General features: G+C 67.4%; 12 protein-coding genes. 5 read left to right on the top strand and 7 right to left on the bottom strand.

Translation table 11 applies throughout. The features are described 5' to 3' along the window. Positions 1–7: 7 nt before the first annotated feature. Entirely contained in the window at positions 8–1,198 is a 1,191-nt protein-coding gene (locus AB0I34_RS14375) for an MFS transporter (RefSeq protein ID WP_360444954.1), read from the bottom strand. A gap of 89 nt (positions 1,199–1,287) precedes the next feature. Between AB0I34_RS14375 and AB0I34_RS14370 the strand changes: the two genes are divergently transcribed. After that, the gene (locus AB0I34_RS14370; protein WP_360444951.1) at positions 1,288–1,599 is read left to right on the top strand and encodes a helix-turn-helix domain-containing protein; all 312 of its coding nucleotides are present in this window, start codon (positions 1,288–1,290) and stop codon (positions 1,597–1,599) included. A gap of 96 nt (positions 1,600–1,695) precedes the next feature. Next, a complete protein-coding gene (locus tag AB0I34_RS14365; protein ID WP_360444948.1) occupies positions 1,696–3,957 on the top strand; it encodes a PQQ-binding-like beta-propeller repeat protein in 2,262 nt (753 codons plus the stop codon). 18 nt (positions 3,958–3,975) lie between these two features. Here AB0I34_RS14365 and AB0I34_RS14360 read toward each other — a convergent pair whose 3' ends face one another. Beyond that, positions 3,976–4,845 carry a Gfo/Idh/MocA family oxidoreductase gene (locus AB0I34_RS14360; RefSeq protein ID WP_360444945.1) on the bottom strand — a complete coding sequence of 290 codons (870 nt, stop codon included), beginning with the start codon at positions 4,843–4,845 and terminating at the stop codon, positions 3,976–3,978. Positions 4,846–5,023: 178 nt separating this feature from the next. Between AB0I34_RS14360 and AB0I34_RS14355 the strand changes: the two genes are divergently transcribed. Then, positions 5,024–7,405 (top strand): hypothetical protein, encoded by a 2,382-nt coding sequence (locus AB0I34_RS14355; protein WP_360444942.1) that lies wholly within the window; start codon positions 5,024–5,026, stop codon positions 7,403–7,405. A gap of 293 nt (positions 7,406–7,698) precedes the next feature. Beyond that, positions 7,699–8,886: an elongation factor Tu gene (tuf, locus tag AB0I34_RS14350; protein ID WP_360444939.1), complete on the top strand. Its 1,188-nt coding sequence runs from the start codon at positions 7,699–7,701 to the stop codon at positions 8,884–8,886. A 39-nt stretch (positions 8,887–8,925) separates the two neighbouring features. On the opposite strand, the gene AB0I34_RS14345 is transcribed toward tuf, so the two are convergent. The 5 genes from AB0I34_RS14345 to AB0I34_RS14325 form a co-directional block, all read right to left on the bottom strand. Further along, positions 8,926–9,240, bottom strand: coding sequence for a hypothetical protein (locus AB0I34_RS14345; RefSeq protein WP_360444936.1), 315 nt, complete (start codon positions 9,238–9,240; stop codon positions 8,926–8,928). A 6-nt stretch (positions 9,241–9,246) separates the two neighbouring features. Next, positions 9,247–9,429: a polymorphic toxin type 50 domain-containing protein gene (locus tag AB0I34_RS14340; protein WP_360444933.1), complete on the bottom strand. Its 183-nt coding sequence runs from the start codon at positions 9,427–9,429 to the stop codon at positions 9,247–9,249. Further along, positions 9,371–14,311: a DUF6531 domain-containing protein gene (locus AB0I34_RS14335; protein ID WP_360444930.1), complete on the bottom strand. Its 4,941-nt coding sequence runs from the start codon at positions 14,309–14,311 to the stop codon at positions 9,371–9,373. Before AB0I34_RS14335 ends, AB0I34_RS14340 begins: the two co-directional genes overlap by 59 nt. Positions 14,312–14,550: 239 nt before the next feature. Next, positions 14,551–14,808 (bottom strand): DUF4031 domain-containing protein, encoded by a 258-nt coding sequence (locus AB0I34_RS14330; protein WP_360444927.1) that lies wholly within the window; start codon positions 14,806–14,808, stop codon positions 14,551–14,553. After that, the gene (locus tag AB0I34_RS14325; protein WP_360444924.1) at positions 14,805–15,551 is read right to left on the bottom strand and encodes a copper homeostasis protein CutC; all 747 of its coding nucleotides are present in this window, start codon (positions 15,549–15,551) and stop codon (positions 14,805–14,807) included. Before AB0I34_RS14325 ends, AB0I34_RS14330 begins: the two co-directional genes overlap by 4 nt. A 185-nt stretch (positions 15,552–15,736) precedes the next feature. Here AB0I34_RS14325 and AB0I34_RS14320 point away from each other — a divergent pair, with 185 nt between their 5' ends. Then, complete coding sequence (locus AB0I34_RS14320) at positions 15,737–16,774, top strand: LacI family DNA-binding transcriptional regulator (protein WP_360444921.1); 1,038 nt, start codon at positions 15,737–15,739, stop codon at positions 16,772–16,774. The last annotated feature ends 48 nt before the right edge of the window (positions 16,775–16,822 follow it).

Genomic DNA, 16,822 nt, shown 5'->3' with positions numbered 1-16,822 from the left:
CGAACCGTCAGTCGGTCGCGGTGACCGGGACGCAGTCCTCTTCGGGCTCCAGGTGCTCGATCTCCTCCAGCTCCGGGTCGCGCCGCAGGGTGAACACCAGGCCGAGCACTATCAGCGTCAGTACGGCGGACAGTGGCGGCAGGAATCGCAGGCCGACCATGTCGATGACCAGACCGCCGACTACCGCGGCCAGTCCGGCACCCAGGTAGATCGCAGAGGCGTTGAGCGAGATCAGCAGGCCGCCACCGAGCTCCAGCAGCAGGTTCTGGATCGGCGGGTTGAACGCCCAGGTGAACAGACCCAGCACGAACAGAGCCGCTGCGGCTCCGCCGATCGAGTTCGCGGTGAGGTCGAGTGTGGCGACGACGGCGATGATGCCGACCAGCAGCACGATCAGAGTGCGGATGCTTCCGAACCGGTCCGTGGCCCGGCCACCGGTCACGTTGCCCAGTACGCCGCCGACGCCGTACAGGAGCAGCAGGATGCTGGTGGCGTTGCCTGCCAGGCCAGCGGTCTCCTTCAGGAACGGGACGATGTAGATGTAGACGCTCAGGGCTGCCAGCACGGCCAGGATCGTGATGGCCAGTACGGTCTGCACGCGCCGGTCTGTGACACCGGCGAACCGCTCGCGGAGTCCGACCTGTGGGGGCGCATCAACCTTCGGAAGCGCCGCACGCTCGACGATGGCGACCAGTACGGCGACGACGGTGATGAGGGCGAACACACCCTTGTAGCCGAGTGTCGGGCCTAGGAAACTGCCGGTCGGCACTCCGAGGACCAGAGCAAAGGTGAGGCCGCCGAACACGATGGCGACGGCCCTGCCGCGCTCCTCCGGTGGCAGCAGACCTGTGGCGAACAAAGTGGCTGCCGGCGTATACATGGCGGCGCCGAACGCGGCCACCACCCGGCCGACGATCAGCACGGGGTAGTTGGTGGCGACGGTGGCGATCAGGTTGCCCAGCGCGGCCAGGACGAGCGCGGCGATGAGCAGAGTACGGCGCTCCCACCGACCGGTCAGCGTGGACAGGATCGGCGCACCGACGGCGTACGCCAGGGAGAACGCGGTGGCGAGCTGGCCTGCGGCGGTCAGCGAGACATGAAGCTCGGAACTGACGTCGGGCAGCACACCGGACACGACGTACGCGCTGGTGCCGACCGCGAACGCGCCGGCGCCGAGCAGGTAGATCCGTGCGGACATCGAGGACCTTCCGGACGAGGGTTTCTTATTTCGACCGATATCGTACTACGAAGATCATCGAACTTCGATGGGCGTCGTATCATGGACACATGACGAGGAAGGCGCTCCCGCAGCCGGAGCGCGACGAGATCCGGGTCGAGTCGGTCCTGCAGGCCCTCGGCGAGCCGGTGCGGCTGCAGATCATCCGTGCCCTCGCGGACGCCCCCGAAGGCATCGCCTGCGGCGAGATCGAGCTCCCGGTCACCGCTTCCACCCGCGCCCACCACCTGCGCATCCTGCGTGAGGCCGGCGTCCTGTCCACCCACACCGAAGGCACCCGCCGCATCAGCACCCTCCGCCGCGAAGACCTCGAGACCCTCTACCCCGGCCTCCTCACCGGCATACTTACCGCCCCCCGCTAGACCACCGACGGATGTGGTGGGCCTGGGCTGGAAACGTGAGGTCTTGGTGGGGAGATCGAGCGTTGGCTGTGGAGGTGGGGCTGGCAGACTGTGGCAGTGGTGGAGCTTCGTGGGCGGTGGAACGAGCTGGTGCCGGGCTCGGCATCGTTGGCGGACGAGCTGGTCGGCAGGTACGTCGAGCGCACCCGCCGGGCCTATCGCGACCAGTACCTCGAGATCGTCCTGACCGCCCTCGACTCACTCATCCAGCTGTCCACCGACCCGACCTCAGTTCGCCTGGCCGCCTGGTTCCACCGCGCCGTCCACGAGCCCGGCGGCACTCCGGCCGAGGACGCCGAGGCCTCCGCCCGCCTGGCCGAGCACCTGCTCCCGCAGTACGGCGTGCCGCCGATCCGCATCGCCGAGGTCGCCCGCCTGATCCGCCTCACCGGCGACCTCGTCGCTCCCCCGCCCGACTCCTACGCGCCACCCCGCCGCGACGCGAACGGCGACGTACTGCTCGACGCCGTGAACGCGGTCCTCGCCTCCGACCCCAGCCGGTACGCCGTTCACACCGCAGAGGTACGACGGGACGCCGGCGACCGGAAGGTAGCGCTCGAGCGGCGGTACGACGAGGTCCGCGAGCTCCTCGACGGCCACCTCTACCGGACTCAACTGGCCAGGCAACGCCTGGGTCCGGTCGCCCGCGTCAACCTCGAGACAGAGCTGACCGGACTCGACAGCGAGCTACCCGCACCGTGGCGTGGCTGGCAACAAGCAGCACTCACCGCCACAGCCACCTTCACCGCAGTCGGAGCCGCTGTCGCCTCCATCGCCGCATCGGGCGCGTCCTGGCAGGTCCCGGCCGCAGAGGATGAGGCCGGCTGGCCTCCCGTCGTACTGGCGGTGGTCGCGTTCTTCAGCGCACCAGTGCTGTTCCGCTGCGCCCGCAGCGTCAGCCAGCGCTCACGCCTCACCGCCGGCGCAGTCCTGGCCGCCGCCGTGACCGGACTGCTCGTCGCCTGGGCTCGAGTCCCCAGCATCAACCCAGCCGTCGGTGTCGGCCTCAGAGTGCCCCTGCTCATCTCCGCTCTGATCTTGCTGCTCGTGGCCGGCACGGCAGCACTTGTCGCTTCGCTCCTCCGCACTCGGACAGCCCGCTTCCTGCCCCCGCGCAACCTCGGACAGCAGCTCGCCTGGCTCGCCGTACCAGGGGTGATCGCACTCATCCTCCTGCTGATCATCCAGCCGCTGGCACGCAACTACGTGATGACCTCCAACGAGCGAGTGGACGGTCCGCGCGAGCCAGCCGGCCAGGCGTCACCGTCCACCCTCGACGGTTCCGTCGCCTGGGTCAGCAAGTCGCTGCTCGGGTCCGGCGCGGAGGAGGCGATCGGCACCAGGTACGGCATCGCCATCCCACGGCAGAGCGGCGTGGTCGAGATGCTGGACGCCGCCACCGGCGTACTGCGCTGGCGCTACAGCCGGTCCGACTCCGACGAGAAGCCCAACATCACGGCGACCGGCAACGGCGACTACGTGCTCGCCGAGTTCGCCGACATCGGCTACCTCCTTCTCGATGCCAATACCGGTCGCCGGAAAGCCACCTGGCCCGGCAGCACCCGCGACCACCTGATCCAGCAGTCCGAACCGCTGCTGACCGGCGAGCACGTCGCCCGCGGCTCCGACAAGCTCCACGGGGTCGACCCGGACGGCCACCAGCGCTGGACGTTCGAGCCGGGCAACTGCACCGACATCGGCGCGGTCGCGACCATGGACACCGTCGTCGCGTTCCTCGGCCACAGCTGCGGCAACGAGAGCGACGAGATGACCGGCTTCGATCTGAAGTCCGGCAAGAAGCTGTGGTCCAAGCCGTCGACCGACATGTACCGGCGTCCGGTGGTCGTCGCCGGACTGGTCGTCGTCGCCGAGCCTGCCGGGGACTCCGACGTACCCGAGGCTCTGACTGCCATCGACCCACGCTCCGGCGAGATCAAGTGGCGCTGGCCGGTGCCACGGACCTGGGCGTGCCGGACGCTCCTCAACGCAGCCGGCAGATACCTGGTCGTCGTGGACTGCCCCGGCCCGAGCACGCTGGAGAACCGCAGGACCGTCGTCACGGCCATCGACGCCGGCACTGGGGAGACTGCCTGGCAGATGACCGCACCGGTCAGCCCGAGGGTGAAGGTCACGGTCACCGCGGACGCCCGGGTGATCTCCCTCGGCCGCGGCGTGGACGGCTGTCAGGCCAACGTGATCAGCCGGCTCGGCTTCCGGCAGGTGCGCCTCCCGACCGGCATCTCCTGCAGCCGCGACGCCCGCGCCATCGGCAACCTCGTCCTCACCTCGGGCAACGACACCGTCATCGCCCTACGCTGATTCAGAAGCGATAGGCGGTCAACGCCGCCTCAGTTGGGCTTCCGCGGAGGCCAGCAGCTCGACCACGCGGACCCCGAAGGCGACGTCGACCGGGTGCGACTCCCCTGATTCCGCCGCTTGGACCAGCTCCTCGACTGCCACCTGGTACACCTCCAGCGGCGGCGTGTACCTCTCCGGCATCAGCCTCGTACCGGCCTCTCCCCAGACGCCTGTCTCGAAGCTGGAGCCGGACGGTGGGGCGGACAGCGTCAGGCTGGCGGTGCTCGTCGCGCCAGATTCGTGCGTGACGACCAGGTGGACCAGCCCGCCCGCGCCGCCGACAGCGCTCAGCTCAACGATCGGTCCGAGCAGTGCGCTCAGGTTGGACAGTGCGTGCGGTCCGACGTCCCAGAGCGCACCTCGCTCCTCACGCCGCCATGGCGACTCGGCGTTCGGGTCCATCGCCGCCAGCATGCGGGCCCAGCCGCCCTTCCAGCCCTCCTGAGCCTGCACCTCCGCGAAGAACTGCCGCATGATCGGATCGAACCGGCCGGTGAAGAACACCAGAGTCGCGATCCCCTCGTCGGCCGCTTCGTCGGCGAGCGCCCGGGCGTCGTCGAGCGAGTCGGCCACCGGCTTGTCCAGCAGCAGATGCTTGCCGACCGCAGCGGCCTCCAGCGCCATCGACGCCTGCACCTTCGGCGGTACGGCGAACGCGACCGCATCCACAGTCTCCAGTAACTCCGCGTAGTCGCCGTACGCCGGAACCTTCAACTCGGCCGCGAACTCGGCGGTTTTGGCAGCATCCCGGCCCCAGACGCCGGCCAGCTCGGCCCCGGAGGCGGCTCGCAGCCCTGGTCCGTGCGCCAGACGAGCCCAGGGACCGGTGCCGACGAGACCGAACCGCATGGTGTTCCTCCCGAGCCGGAAAATGTGACCTGCACCGCAATTTCATCGATGGGATTCGATGCCCGACGCACCCATCGAAGCGGTCAGGTGACGAGCCGATATCGCTTTGGCCACGACCCTATCCGGGAACCCCGGATCGGTCGGCCGAGGCCTCCACCGGGTGCGAGACTCCTTAGCCATGGACCTGCGCGACCAGTGGAATCGCCTGCTGCCGCACGCGCAGCCGTTGGGCGACGATCTGCTGGCTCGTTACGCAGAGCAACACCGTCATTATCACGACCAGAGGCACCTGACCGAGGTGCTGCAGACCGTCGACCTCCTGGCCGGCGCCGCGGACGACCCGGACACGGTCCGGCTCGCGGCCTGGTTCCATGATGCGATCTACGACCCGCAGGCCGACCCCGGCGAGAACGAGGAGGTCTCGGCCCAGCTGGCCGAGCTCGAACTGGCCGCGTACGGCGTCGACGCCGAGCGGGTCGAGGAGGTCGGCCGGCTGATCCGGCTGACTGCCAAGCACGACTGCGAGCCGGACGACGCGAACGGCGCCGTCCTGTGCGACGCCGACCTGCGCATCCTGAGCATGTCGCCGCAGCGATACGACGAGTACGCCGAGGGCATCCGGCAGGAGTACGGGCACATCGGCGAGCGGGACTTCGCGCGCGGCCGGATGTCGTTCCTCCAGAGCCTGGCCGAGACCCGGCTGTACGCGACCGACCGCGGCCACACCGACTGGGAGCAGACTGCCCGGGAGAACCTCCATCGGGAGGTCGAGTCGTTGGGCCCTAAGGCGGCCCGGCCGATCGGCGGGTTGATCCCGATCGTGTACTTCGGTGCTGCCCTCGGAGTCATCGTCGCCGCCTCGGTCCTGCTCGGCCGCGGCCTGGGCGCGGCCGCCAAGTGGCCGGCCGGTCCGGACGACGCGGCCGGCTTCCCGGTCTGGACACCGATCGCGGGTACGGCGCTCGCCGCCGGACTGTCGTGTGCATGGTTCCGGCGGACGCAGCAGCGTCTCGTCACCGTCCCGGCTCTGGTCTTCGGAGTGGTCGGGCTGATCGCCGTCGGCATCTGCTGGTGGCGTTGGCCTGCCGCACAGCCCGGTGCGGCGATGTCGGAGCGCTGGCCGTACCTGATGCTCGCGTCCGCCGCGCTGGTGGTCGCCGGTGCACTGCTGGCCTTGGCGAGACGTCTGCGGCGTGCGCCGCCGTACTCACAAGCTCCACCGCGACTGCTCGGCATCGGTGCGACCGTGGTGTGTGGCGCGATGCTGGCCTGGATCGTCGTGTCGGCCGGCGAGCCGTTCGTGCAGGCCCGGCTGGAGACCGCCAACACGGTCAGCACGACGACTACGACCAAGCCCGACCAGATGCCGGTGCAGCTCGACGGAACCCTCGCCTGGAGCCGTGAGGTCCCGGCAGCCGGTGCCATCGCCGGTACGGCGGGCGGCATCGCCGAACTGCGGCCGGACGGCGTGGTCATGTCCGACGCCACCACTGGCCAGATCCGTTGGCGGTACTCGCGGGCCGACGTCAACGACGCCGCCTCCAGCGGTTCCAAGGGTCTCCTGATCTCCGGCGACGGGCGGACCATCGCCGCGCACCTCCCGTACGCCGGCAACCGTGCACCGGCGGGCATCGACCTGCCGACGTACGCCGTACTCGACGCGGTCAGCGGAGAGGTGCTGACCGAGGTCCACACGGACGGCGTGGCTCTCGCGGTCGACGCGAACCAGTTGCTGGTGGCGGAGGGGAACTACGTCGTGGCCCACGGCGTGAGCGGTCCGACGCACTGGCGCACGCAACTGCGGTGCACCGTGACGCAGGGCGAGCTCATCGGCGACCTGGCCGTGGTCGTTGACGCATGCGGTGGGAACGGCGCCGTCGTACGCGGACTGGATCTCAACGACGGCGACCAGCGGTGGGAGGTCGACCTGGGTCTGCGGTTCGACCTGAGTGCCGAGCTGGACCCGACCACCTGGGTCGGCGACCTGGTCGCCGTACCGGACACACGTGAGGTCTCCGGACTGATCTGGACCGGCGCTGCGGGCGGCACGCTGTTCCAGTGGTCCGTCGACGTCGGCGAGGGCCGCGTCATCTGGACGACCCCAGTGCCAGGTACGCCGCGGCCTCGACTCGGTCCGGCCTCGTGCGACGCACAGCTCGCCGCCACCCATGCATCACTGGTGCTGATCACCTGCCGGAACGCGACCGACCCCGGCCAGCCTCAGACGTACGACGTGTCCGCGGTGAGCCCGGCGGACGGCACACCGCAGTGGCATCACCTCCTGCAGGTCCCACCAAGACTGCAGCAGCCGGAGTACCCGCTTGACGGCTTCGGACTGCTGCCGGACGGGCGTGTCGTCACACTGATGCCGCAACCGAACGGCAGCTGCTCCCCCGTCCTGATCGGCACCACCGGCATCCAGCCCCGCCCGATCCTGGCCGGCCCCACCGCGACCTCGGTCGCCGCCTCCGAAGAGGTCACTTGCAACAAACCGGCCGTCACCGTAGCCGGCGCCCGCCCCGCCTTCTCCGACGGCACTCGCCTCTTCGCCCTCAACTAGACCCCCGGGAATTCTGTTGCCGGGGGCAGCGTTCCTGTTTACCGTGATGCGCATGTTCCGCGTGGTTCTCGAGTACGACCTGTCAGGCACCGGCCTGACGGGCGCTCCCACGCGGGCTGCGTCAGTCGATTCAGCAGCCTTTACCGGCGCGCGAAGCCGACCCTCCTCCTGCTGAGCAGGACCCGCGGAGGAGGGTGGACCGCTCACCGGCCCCCTCCCGTGCGGTGACAGCTGCGGGAGGCCTGCCGGAGGGTCCTGGCTCTTCGAATCTTCTGACCAGCAAAGGAAAACTCATGGCCAAGAGCCAGTTCGTGCGGACCAAGCCGCACCTCAACATCGGAACGATGGGTCACGTCGACCACGGCAAGACCACTCTGACCGCCGCGATCACCAAGGTGCTCGCCGAGCGCGACCCGTCCGTCAACCGGTTCGTCGCGTTCGACGGCATCGACCGGGCGCCGGAGGAGGTCGCGCGCGGGATCACGATCAACATCTCGCACGTCGAGTACGAGACCGCGACCCGGCACTACGCGCACGTCGACATGCCCGGGCACGCCGACTACGTGAAGAACATGATCACCGGCGCCGCCCAGGTGGACGCCGCGATCCTGGTCGTCTCCGCGCAGGACGGCGCCATGCCGCAGACGCGTGAGCACGTGCTGCTCGCGCGCCGGGTGGGTGTGCCGTACCTGGTGGTCGCGCTGAACAAGGCGGACACCGTCGACGACCCCGAGCTGCTCGACCTGGTCGAGCTGGAGGTCCGTGAACTCCTGTCGGAGTACGGCTTCCCGGGCGACGACGTACCGGTCGTGCGTGTCTCCGGACTGCGGGCGCTGGAAGGCGACCCGCGCTGGACCGCCGCGATCGGCGAACTGCTGGACGCGGTGGACACCTACGTCCCGGTGCCGGACCGTGAGCTGGGCGAGCCGTTCCTGATGCCGATCGAGAACGTCCTCACCATCAGCGGCCGCGGCACCGTGGTCACCGGTGCGGTCGAGCGCGGTTCGCTGAAGCTCGGCGACCCGGTCGAGGTGGTCGGTCTCGGTCCGACAGTCACCAGTACGGCGATCGGTCTCGAGACGTTCGGCAAGTCGCTGGAGTCCGCGGACGCGGGCGACAACGCGGCCGTGCTGCTGCGTGGCATCAAGCGCGACGAGGTCCGCCGCGGCCAGGTAGTAGCCCTGCCGGGCACAGTGCACCCGCACCGGAAGTTCCGGGCAACCCTGCACGCCCTGTCCACCGCCGAAGGCGGCCGCCACAGCCCCTTCGGAGCGGACTACCGCCCGCAGTTCTACTTCCGCACCACCGACGTCTCCGGCGGCATCGACCTGGGCGACATCACCCTCGTCATGCCAGGCGACACCATCGACCTGACCGTAGAACTGGAGAAGCCCATCGCCATGAACACCGGCCTGGGCTTCGCAGTCCGAGAAGGCGGCCACACCGTAGCCGCCGGCACAGTCACAGCACTCCTCGACTGACCAACGGCCCCCAGTATCCTAGGAGACTGGGGGCCATCTTCATTCGCGCCCCGTCGCGGCCGGCTCGCGCCTCAGGTAGACCCATTCCTCACCGGCTTCCAGCGTGCGCGCGGTTGCTCTAGGGCTGTACACCGCGCGAAACCTGACGTCGATCGGGGCGTTGAAATCGGCGACGACATACGTCTCAACCTCAGAAACGATCTCATCCTCGACCCCACCGGGCAGCGTGTCATAGAGGAAACGCGCCTCGATCACCGGCGATGTCGGCCGAACGGCAACCCCGCGCAGGTTCCCCGTCACCTCGTCCCATAGCGCCCGCTGAAACGACAACAACACGTCTACCCGGAAGTCCATACCGCCCTACCCATTCGGCTTCGCTGGCACGATGTGAACCGACCCATCCGCTTTATAGTGCAGAATGCCGACTGTGGTTTGCATTTGTGTCCCGTCCTTGCCTACCCAGATGCCGATCGTCTTGCCGAAGTCAATTCGTTCCCTTGAACCCAGCTTCTCCCCGCAATTTGGAACCGACCGGCGTACCATAACCGGCCCGGCGAACCAATTCCTTCGGGTCTGCAGTAAGCACGCTCTTACCAGGCAAATAGTTCGGATGTCCGATGATGTGCTTACCCTGCTGTCCCAGATTGATCTTAGGCAGTTTTGGGATAACTGGCCACAGCGCGGACAGTCTACTTGTCCTTAGAATAGCTCGACAGACCCCAGCACCGACTCCCAAGCTCGGTAGAGGTGTGAAGAATTCCCCGAATTGGGTTGTCGCCTCGCTACCGTCGATTCCCAACGCGCTATCTGTCATCCCGTAATATGCGCTGGCGCTGAGATCACTGTAGTAGGAGCTCCCGTGATTCTGCGCAAACACTGCCAGATCCAGGATCCTGGCGCCACCTCCCACCATGCCTACGCCGAACTCCCTCACAGCCTGATTTCGGTCTGTGGTGAAGTCCCAGGCCACCTCGCCAAGGAAATGGCCAGCCCGATCACCCTGGCGCTCGAGCCAACCCAGAGGGTCTGGTCTCAGGCCGGTGGGATCGGTCAGCACGGTCGGTTGTTGGTTGGCGTAGGTGTAGGCGGTGACATATGGGGCCGTGAGGTCGGGGGCGAGGGGGTCGGGAGACAGGAAGGTGCCTGAGGGGTCGAGGTCTCGGGCTCTCAGGTGGTAGTTGCCGGTGGTGGGTTCGAGGTAGGCGCCGGTGAAGCCGAGGGAGGGGTCTTCGGCGGTGGTGCTGAGTTTTTCGGTGGTGCGTTTGGCGCCGAAGGGTTCGTAGCCGTAGCGCCAGCGGGCGCCGCCGGTCTGGTCGAGGACGTCGGTGATGCTGCCCAAGGCGTCACCGAACAGCAGTGACCTGGGGTAGGTCTTGCCGGGGTGTTCGACGTAGATCGCGGTGCCGTCGGGGGCGTAGCGGTGCCGCCACAGGCTGCCGTCGGTGCGGGTTTCGACGCCGATCATCGGGATCGGGTTGTTGATGTCCCAGGAGAGTTTTTTGGTGCCGGTGGTGTTGGCGACGGTGCGGCGTAGACCCATCGCGTCGTAGGTGAAGCTGGTGGTCTGGGTCCCGGTGGTTTCGGTGGTGATGCGGCCGAGGACGTCCCAAGTGCGGTTGCCTTCGAGTTGCCCGTCAGCGTTGTAGGACATGGTGGAGACCGCGCCGCCGGGGTCGGTGCGGTTGATGATCTGGTTCGCGGCGTCGTAGGTGTAGGCGGTCGTGCCGGGGTTGGTGAGGCCGGCGCGGTCTTCGGTGAGCCGGTTGCCCGCTGCGTCGTAGCTGTACCCGACGTACGCGGCGGCGCCTGTGCAGGTGGTGGTGTTGAGGCAGTTCTTGGTGATCCGGTTCGCGGCGTCGTAGTCGAAGGCCTCGTTGTAGACCGTGGTTCCCCGGGTCCGCTTGACGACGGTCGGGTTGTGGTTGGCGTCGCGGGTGTAGTCGTAGCGGCTCAGCGGCGTCGCCACGCCGCTCTTCTGGTTGATCACGGCGGCGATGTCACCGTTGCGGTCATAGCTGCGGGTCTGGGTGCAGCCGCTCGAAGCCGGATACACCACCGAGGTGAGGTGGCTGTCGGCGTCGTACCCGAAGCTGGTCGTCTGCCCGTCAGAGGTGAGCGTCGTGGCCCGGCCGTCGGTGTCGTAGCCGTAGCTGCTGGTGACGTTGCCCGGCTGCGTACTAGTCAGGACTTCGCCATAGGACGTGTAGGTGTAGCCGTAGTTGCCTTGCGGCTGCGTCACCCCGGTCAACTGGCCGGCGGTGTCCCTGGTGAGTGTCGTGGTGCCGGTGACGTCGGTGTAGGTCTTCAACAGCCCGTCGGCGTCGTACCCGAAGGTGGCGTTCGCCGCCGTCGACGCGGTGGTCAGCGAGGTGCGCAGGCCGCGCAGGTCGTAGGCCTGCTTGATCGTGTACGCCGGCAGATCCCCGGACGCGTAGCCGCGGGCCTTGATGATCTCGGTGACGTTGCCCTCGGCGTCATACCCGAAGGTCTGCTTGCGATCCAGCGGATCGATCACCGACGTCAGGTCGCCGCGCGGGTTGTAGCCGTACTTCGTCACCCCGCCGCGAGGGTCCTTGCGCTCGACCAGGTTGCCGACCGAGTCATAGCCGTACGTCGTGGTCGCCGACGCCACCGGAGCAGTAACGGACGTCAACCGATGCAACGAGTCATACGCGTAGCTGGTGGTGTTGGCCAGCGGGTCACGCTCACTGGTGACGTTGTTGCTGGAGTCGTACACGCGGGTGGTGACCTTGCCTAACTGGTCGGTCTCGGTCGTCTGGTTCCCGGCCGGGTCATAGCCGAAGGTCGTCGTGTGATCGGCCGGCGTCCCACCAGACACGTTGCCCCGCGGGTCGGTCTGGGTGAGCTGGCGACCGTCGGCGTCGTAGGTCCAGGTCGTGAGCGATCCACCACTGGGCGACTTCGCCGACAACCGATGCCCGTCCAGGTCGTAGGTGAAGGTCGTCGGCTGCAGCGACGGCAACGCAGTGCTCTGCAGCCTCCCCACCGCGTCGTACACGTTCATCGTGATCCGCCCGAGCGGGTCCTTCGAACTGAGCACGTTGCCCGCGCCGTCATAGGCCGTGGCCGTGACCCCGCCGGACGGAGACGTGATCGTGCTGACCCGGCTCACTACGTCGAAGGTCTGCTTGCTCTGCCGACCCGCACCATCGGTGCTCGTCAACTGGTTGCCGTTGGCATCATAGGTGTACGACCACGTGAACGCCGCCGGGTCCGCACCGGTCTCGAACCCGCGCGGCGTCGTCATCGACGCCAACCGGTTCATCGAGTCGTAGGTGTAGGTCGTCTTCGCCCCGACCGCGTCCGTGGACTGGCTGCGGTTGCCGCGCGAGTCATAGCCGGTCGTCGACGTCACGCCAGCCGCGTCCGACGTCTCGATGGTTCGCCCGGCCGCGTCATATTTGTAACCAGCCTTCGACAGTACCGTCCCGGTGGCGTTCTCGACCGTCGCGCTCGACAGCTTCCCGACCTCGTCATAGACGTTCGTCGTCACACCGTCATCGGGCGCAGTCGTCGTCAAGACGTTGCCGGCGGCATCGTAGCTGAAGTGAGTCGTGTACTCCTCCGGAGTGCCATCCTCCCCACGCGGATCTCGACTCGACACCACCCGACCCGCAGTGTCGTACTCGAACCGCTCCACGAACCCCATCGGACTCATCTTCGACACCAAATTGCCGGCGGTGTCGTAGTCCATCGTGGTGACGTGCCCGCCCGGGGTCTTCTGCGTCGCCAACTGCCCGAGCGTGGTGTACGTGAGTTCTGTCTTGCCTCCACCAGGATCCGTCGACGACGTCAACCGATTCGCCGTGTCGTAGGTGAACGTCGTCGTCTTTCCACGCCCGTCCGTGGCCGAGGTGATGTTGTCCTCGGCGTCGTACGTCCACGACTCGACATACGACAACGGCGCCGGCGCCGTCCGGGTCAACATGTTGTCCCGCACGTCGTACGTCATCACCGTCTCGGTGTACTTCGGGTCGGTGATCTTCACCTTGTTCAGCCGGCCGTCGTATGCGTATTCGGTCCAGTTGCCATCCGGACCGTAGTGCGCTGTCAGCACACCGCCCGAGTACACGTCGGTCCACACGCCGCCGTTCGGATCGATCGTGTCCGACTCACCGTAGGTCTCGTCCCACTCGAAGCGGGTCACATCACCGGTCGCATTGGTCTGGCTGGACACTCGCCCGGTCGTTGCATCGTAGGTGTTCTTCGTTACCTCGCGCCCCAACGCATCCGTCACGGTGACGATCCGGCCACTGGCGTCGTACACGTACGTGGTGTTCTTACCGCGAACGTCCGTGACCTGCGTCAACAGACCACCGACGTACCCGTAAGACACCTCGCGACCATCCGACAGGGTGATCTTCACGATCCGGTCGGCGTCCCAGATCAACGTCGCGACACGCCCACCCCGCTCAGTGATGGTCGAGAGCTTCCCACCGGAATAGCCGAGCGACACACCGATCCCGCCGGCGTCGACGATGCCAACCACTTGCCCGGCTGCGTCGTACCCGTACGTCGTCCCGTCCGAAGTCCGCAGCTCCCACCCCGTCCCGACCGCACGCAGACGCTGTTTCACGGCCGCAGGCGACTGCCACGCCCCGGCAGCGTCCTTCGTGAACTTGATGGTCGCGCCATCAGCGAACCGCACCACCACCTCATTCGCCGACGCGGTCAGCGACGAGTCATACGCCCAACTCCACCCCTTACCGAACGACGAAACCGCCGTCGACAACGACGAGTAGAACCGCGACACCTGCAGCGGGACACCCGGTCCAGTCCCCTGCACATCCGTGAACGACTCGACAAACGCACCCGTCGCCGTGTTCACCGGATCCCCCCGATACGCCTGACTGCCCGCATTACAAGCACACTGCCCCGCCAGATCCCCCGGAATCCCCGGCGTGAACAACGCTGGCTGGGACTGACTCAACGTCATCCAAGGCGAGGTCGCGCTCGAATTCCGGACCCGGAACTTGCCCTTGTACAACTTCCCGGGCGTCAGACCAGCCGACAAGGTGTCGGACCAGATGCCAGCTGACTTGCAGTAGCTACTCGGACAATCCAGCGCGTAGCTCGGGAGAGCAATCTCCGCACCTGTCGCCACATCGATCAGCGCAACATCGACCGTCCAGACCGACGACCTGACCGGACCGTCGAAGTTCACATAAGCGTTGCCCCACGCAGTGATCGCCGGCTTCCTGAACGGCTCATACCGCTCGTTGCTGATCGACCAGTCAATCGCCGTCTTCGACGCCGAACGCGAACCGGCTTCCAGCACATCGAAGCGGTGACCCTGCCTGGGGACATCCTTGGCGACCTGCTCACGCCGCTGCGCCAACGACATCGCCGGCTTTGGCGGTTTGGCGCGGTAGACAGGATCAGCCTGACCGACAGACGCCGGCACCGCGTCGCGATACTCAGTCGCGCCGGGTGACGCAACCGCCTGCGGAACCCAGTAGCGAGACCAAAAGGGCAGACAACGGCAAGGCAGCCAAACGACGCATGATCATCCCCAGTCACGCGCCGGCCCCAGAACCCCCATGGCCCCCAGCCTCACCCGACGCCGTACGAGAATGATGACACACGCAGCGTCACGTCAAGAGAACTCCCTGTCATTGCATCTAGTTGCAATGCATATCGGGGTCAGGGGCGTTTGCGGTGGCGGAGGCCTGCTGTGGTTAGGCGGCGGACCAGTTCTCGGCTGGAGACTGGTACTGCGCCGGCGGCGATGAGGGCTTCGTATTGGTCGCTGGGGACGTCGTAGTGGTCTCGGTCGAAGCCTCGAGCGGGGATGCCGGCGGCTTTGGCGAAGGCGTGGAGTTCTTCGTAGGACTCGTCGCTGACGAGATGGGACCAGACGCGGTTCCAGGCCGGCCAGGCCGGTGGGTCGATGAGGATCATTCGCGCGGATCCACGGCGTCAAGATCACGATCGTCCTGGTGGCCGCGAGCGTCTTGGGCGTCCAAGAGGTTGCGCCAAGATCGGACGAAACCGGAGTTCACGTAGGCCTTGGTCCAGGAGCCGTCTTGGCGAACGGAGGAGCCGACGTGGAAGCGCCGTACGCCGGACTGGTGGAGCCACGGGACGTGCTCGGGACGGAGCGAGCCGCCGGCCATCATCACGCCGGCGATCGCGGGGTCTTCCTTGGCGAGCTTGCACAGGTCGTCGAGGCCGTGCGTGACGCCGAGCGCTGATCCGGCCGTGAGTACGCAGTCGAGACCGGGCAGCGATCGCAACGCGCGCCACGCCTGAGCCTGCTCCAGTACGGCGTCAATCGCGCGATGGAAGGTCCACGGCGTACTGGCGAAAGTGCTTGCCAACGCCGCCACAGACTCGACGTCCACTTGGTTGTCCGGGGTCAGGAAGCCCAGCACGAATCCGTCCGCGCCGGCCGCGAGGTAGGACTGCGCTGTCGCGGTGAGGCGGTTGAGTTCGGCGCCGTTGGTGACGAAGGAGTCGGACAGTCGCAGCATCACCCGCAGCGGGAGATCGGTCGACCGCCGGATCGCGCTGACCGTCGACACCGACGGGGACAAGCCGTCGGCCTCCATCGACGCGCACAGTTCCAGCCGGTCCGCCCCACCCTCCTGCGCCGCCTCCGCATCCGCCGGATGCAGCGCGATCACCTCCAGCAACGAACCCATGCCCGCCATCATCCCGCACCCGGGCCGACGGGCCGGGATGGACACAGGCAACGAGCGCCAACGACAGGAGGTCGAGAAAAGGGTGTTGCACTCTCGCAAGGCCTTCTGTATCGTTTTTCTAGAACGATCTAGAAGAACGATACAGAAGACTGTCACCAAACAGTCCACGACCAGGAGGCGGAGAGATGGCGGGAGTCACGCTGAAGACGGTGGCCAAGGCCGTTGGCGTATCACCGTCGACTGTGTCCAACGCTTACAACAAGCCGGATCAGCTGTCCGTCGCCCTGCGCGAGCGGATCCTGGACACCGCCCGGGAGCTGGGGTACTCCGGACCCGACGCGTCTGCACGGGCTCTGCGCAGCGGCAAGGCGGGGGCGGTCGGAGTGCTGTTCACCGACAAGCTCGCCTACGCGTTCTCGGACCCGTACGCGGTCGGCTTCCTGGCCGGTCTGGCCGAGGTCGCCGAGGAGTTCAGCACCAGCCTGCTGCTCATGCCGCTCAGCTCGACCGACATCGCCGGCGGCAGCAACGCAGTACAGCAGGCAGCCATCGACGCGGCAGCGATCTTCTGCGTGCCAGGCACCCACCCGGCGCTGGACATCCTCGCGAACCGCGGCATCCCAGCCGTGTCTACCGACCGAGGCGACCACCCGGATCTGTCCTGGGTCGCCATCGACGAGGTGGAAGCGGCCGCCCAGCTGGGCGAGCACCTGGCCCGGCTCGGCCACCGCGACGTGGTCGTGCTGGTCGACAACGCCGAGGCGGCCGGCGGCAATCCGGTCGAGCTCAGCGTGGACGAGGTCGGCTACACCGACTGTGAGCTGCGGATCCAGGGCCTGCAGAAGGCGATGCCCGATGCCAGGCTGCGGATCGTCTCCGGCGGTCACAACGCGTTCAGTTCCGGCCGCACGGGCGCCGAATGGGTGCTCGACTCACAGGACCGGCCGACCGCGATCGTCGGACTGAGTGACGTTCAGGCGCTCGGCGCACTGGAGGCGATGAGGGTACGCGGACTGGTCCCGGGCCGGGACCTGACGCTGGCCGGATTCGACGACATCCCGGCGGCCGAAGCGGCTGGACTGACCACGGTCCACCAACCGATCAGGGAGAAAGGCCGTGCGGTCGGCAGGATCCTGCTGGACCCGGCGGTCACCGAGCGACAGCTCCTGATGCCGACAGAGCTGATCGTCCGCGCCAGCAGCGGACCAGCCCCGAAGGCCTGACAACCACACATCACCACCCAGGACCCACGAGGGTTCCCGGGCCGATAC

The sequence above is a fragment of the Kribbella sp. NPDC050281 genome (genome assembly GCF_040655855.1).
Taxonomy (GTDB): Bacteria; Actinomycetota; Actinomycetes; order Propionibacteriales; family Kribbellaceae; genus Kribbella.
The sequence above is the reverse complement of the archived record's forward strand: the minus strand, read 5'-3'. Positions and strand labels throughout refer to the sequence as shown.

Coding starts and splice junctions, on each gene's coding strand:
- tuf (WP_360444939.1), top strand. CDS start 7,699: ATGGCCAAGAGCCAGTTCGTGCGGACCAAGCCGCACCTCAACATCGGA.
- AB0I34_RS14330 (WP_360444927.1), bottom strand. CDS start 14,808: ATGATCCTCATCGACCCACCGGCCTGGCCGGCCTGGAACCGCGTCTGG.
- AB0I34_RS14325 (WP_360444924.1), bottom strand. CDS start 15,551: ATGGGTTCGTTGCTGGAGGTGATCGCGCTGCATCCGGCGGATGCGGAG.
- AB0I34_RS14360 (WP_360444945.1), bottom strand. CDS start 4,845: ATGCGGTTCGGTCTCGTCGGCACCGGTCCCTGGGCTCGTCTGGCGCAC.
- AB0I34_RS14320 (WP_360444921.1), top strand. CDS start 15,737: ATGGCGGGAGTCACGCTGAAGACGGTGGCCAAGGCCGTTGGCGTATCA.
- AB0I34_RS14355 (WP_360444942.1), top strand. CDS start 5,024: ATGGACCTGCGCGACCAGTGGAATCGCCTGCTGCCGCACGCGCAGCCG.
- AB0I34_RS14370 (WP_360444951.1), top strand. CDS start 1,288: ATGACGAGGAAGGCGCTCCCGCAGCCGGAGCGCGACGAGATCCGGGTC.
- AB0I34_RS14375 (WP_360444954.1), bottom strand. CDS start 1,198: ATGTCCGCACGGATCTACCTGCTCGGCGCCGGCGCGTTCGCGGTCGGC.
- AB0I34_RS14340 (WP_360444933.1), bottom strand. CDS start 9,429: ATGGTACGCCGGTCGGTTCCAAATTGCGGGGAGAAGCTGGGTTCAAGG.
- AB0I34_RS14345 (WP_360444936.1), bottom strand. CDS start 9,240: ATGGACTTCCGGGTAGACGTGTTGTTGTCGTTTCAGCGGGCGCTATGG.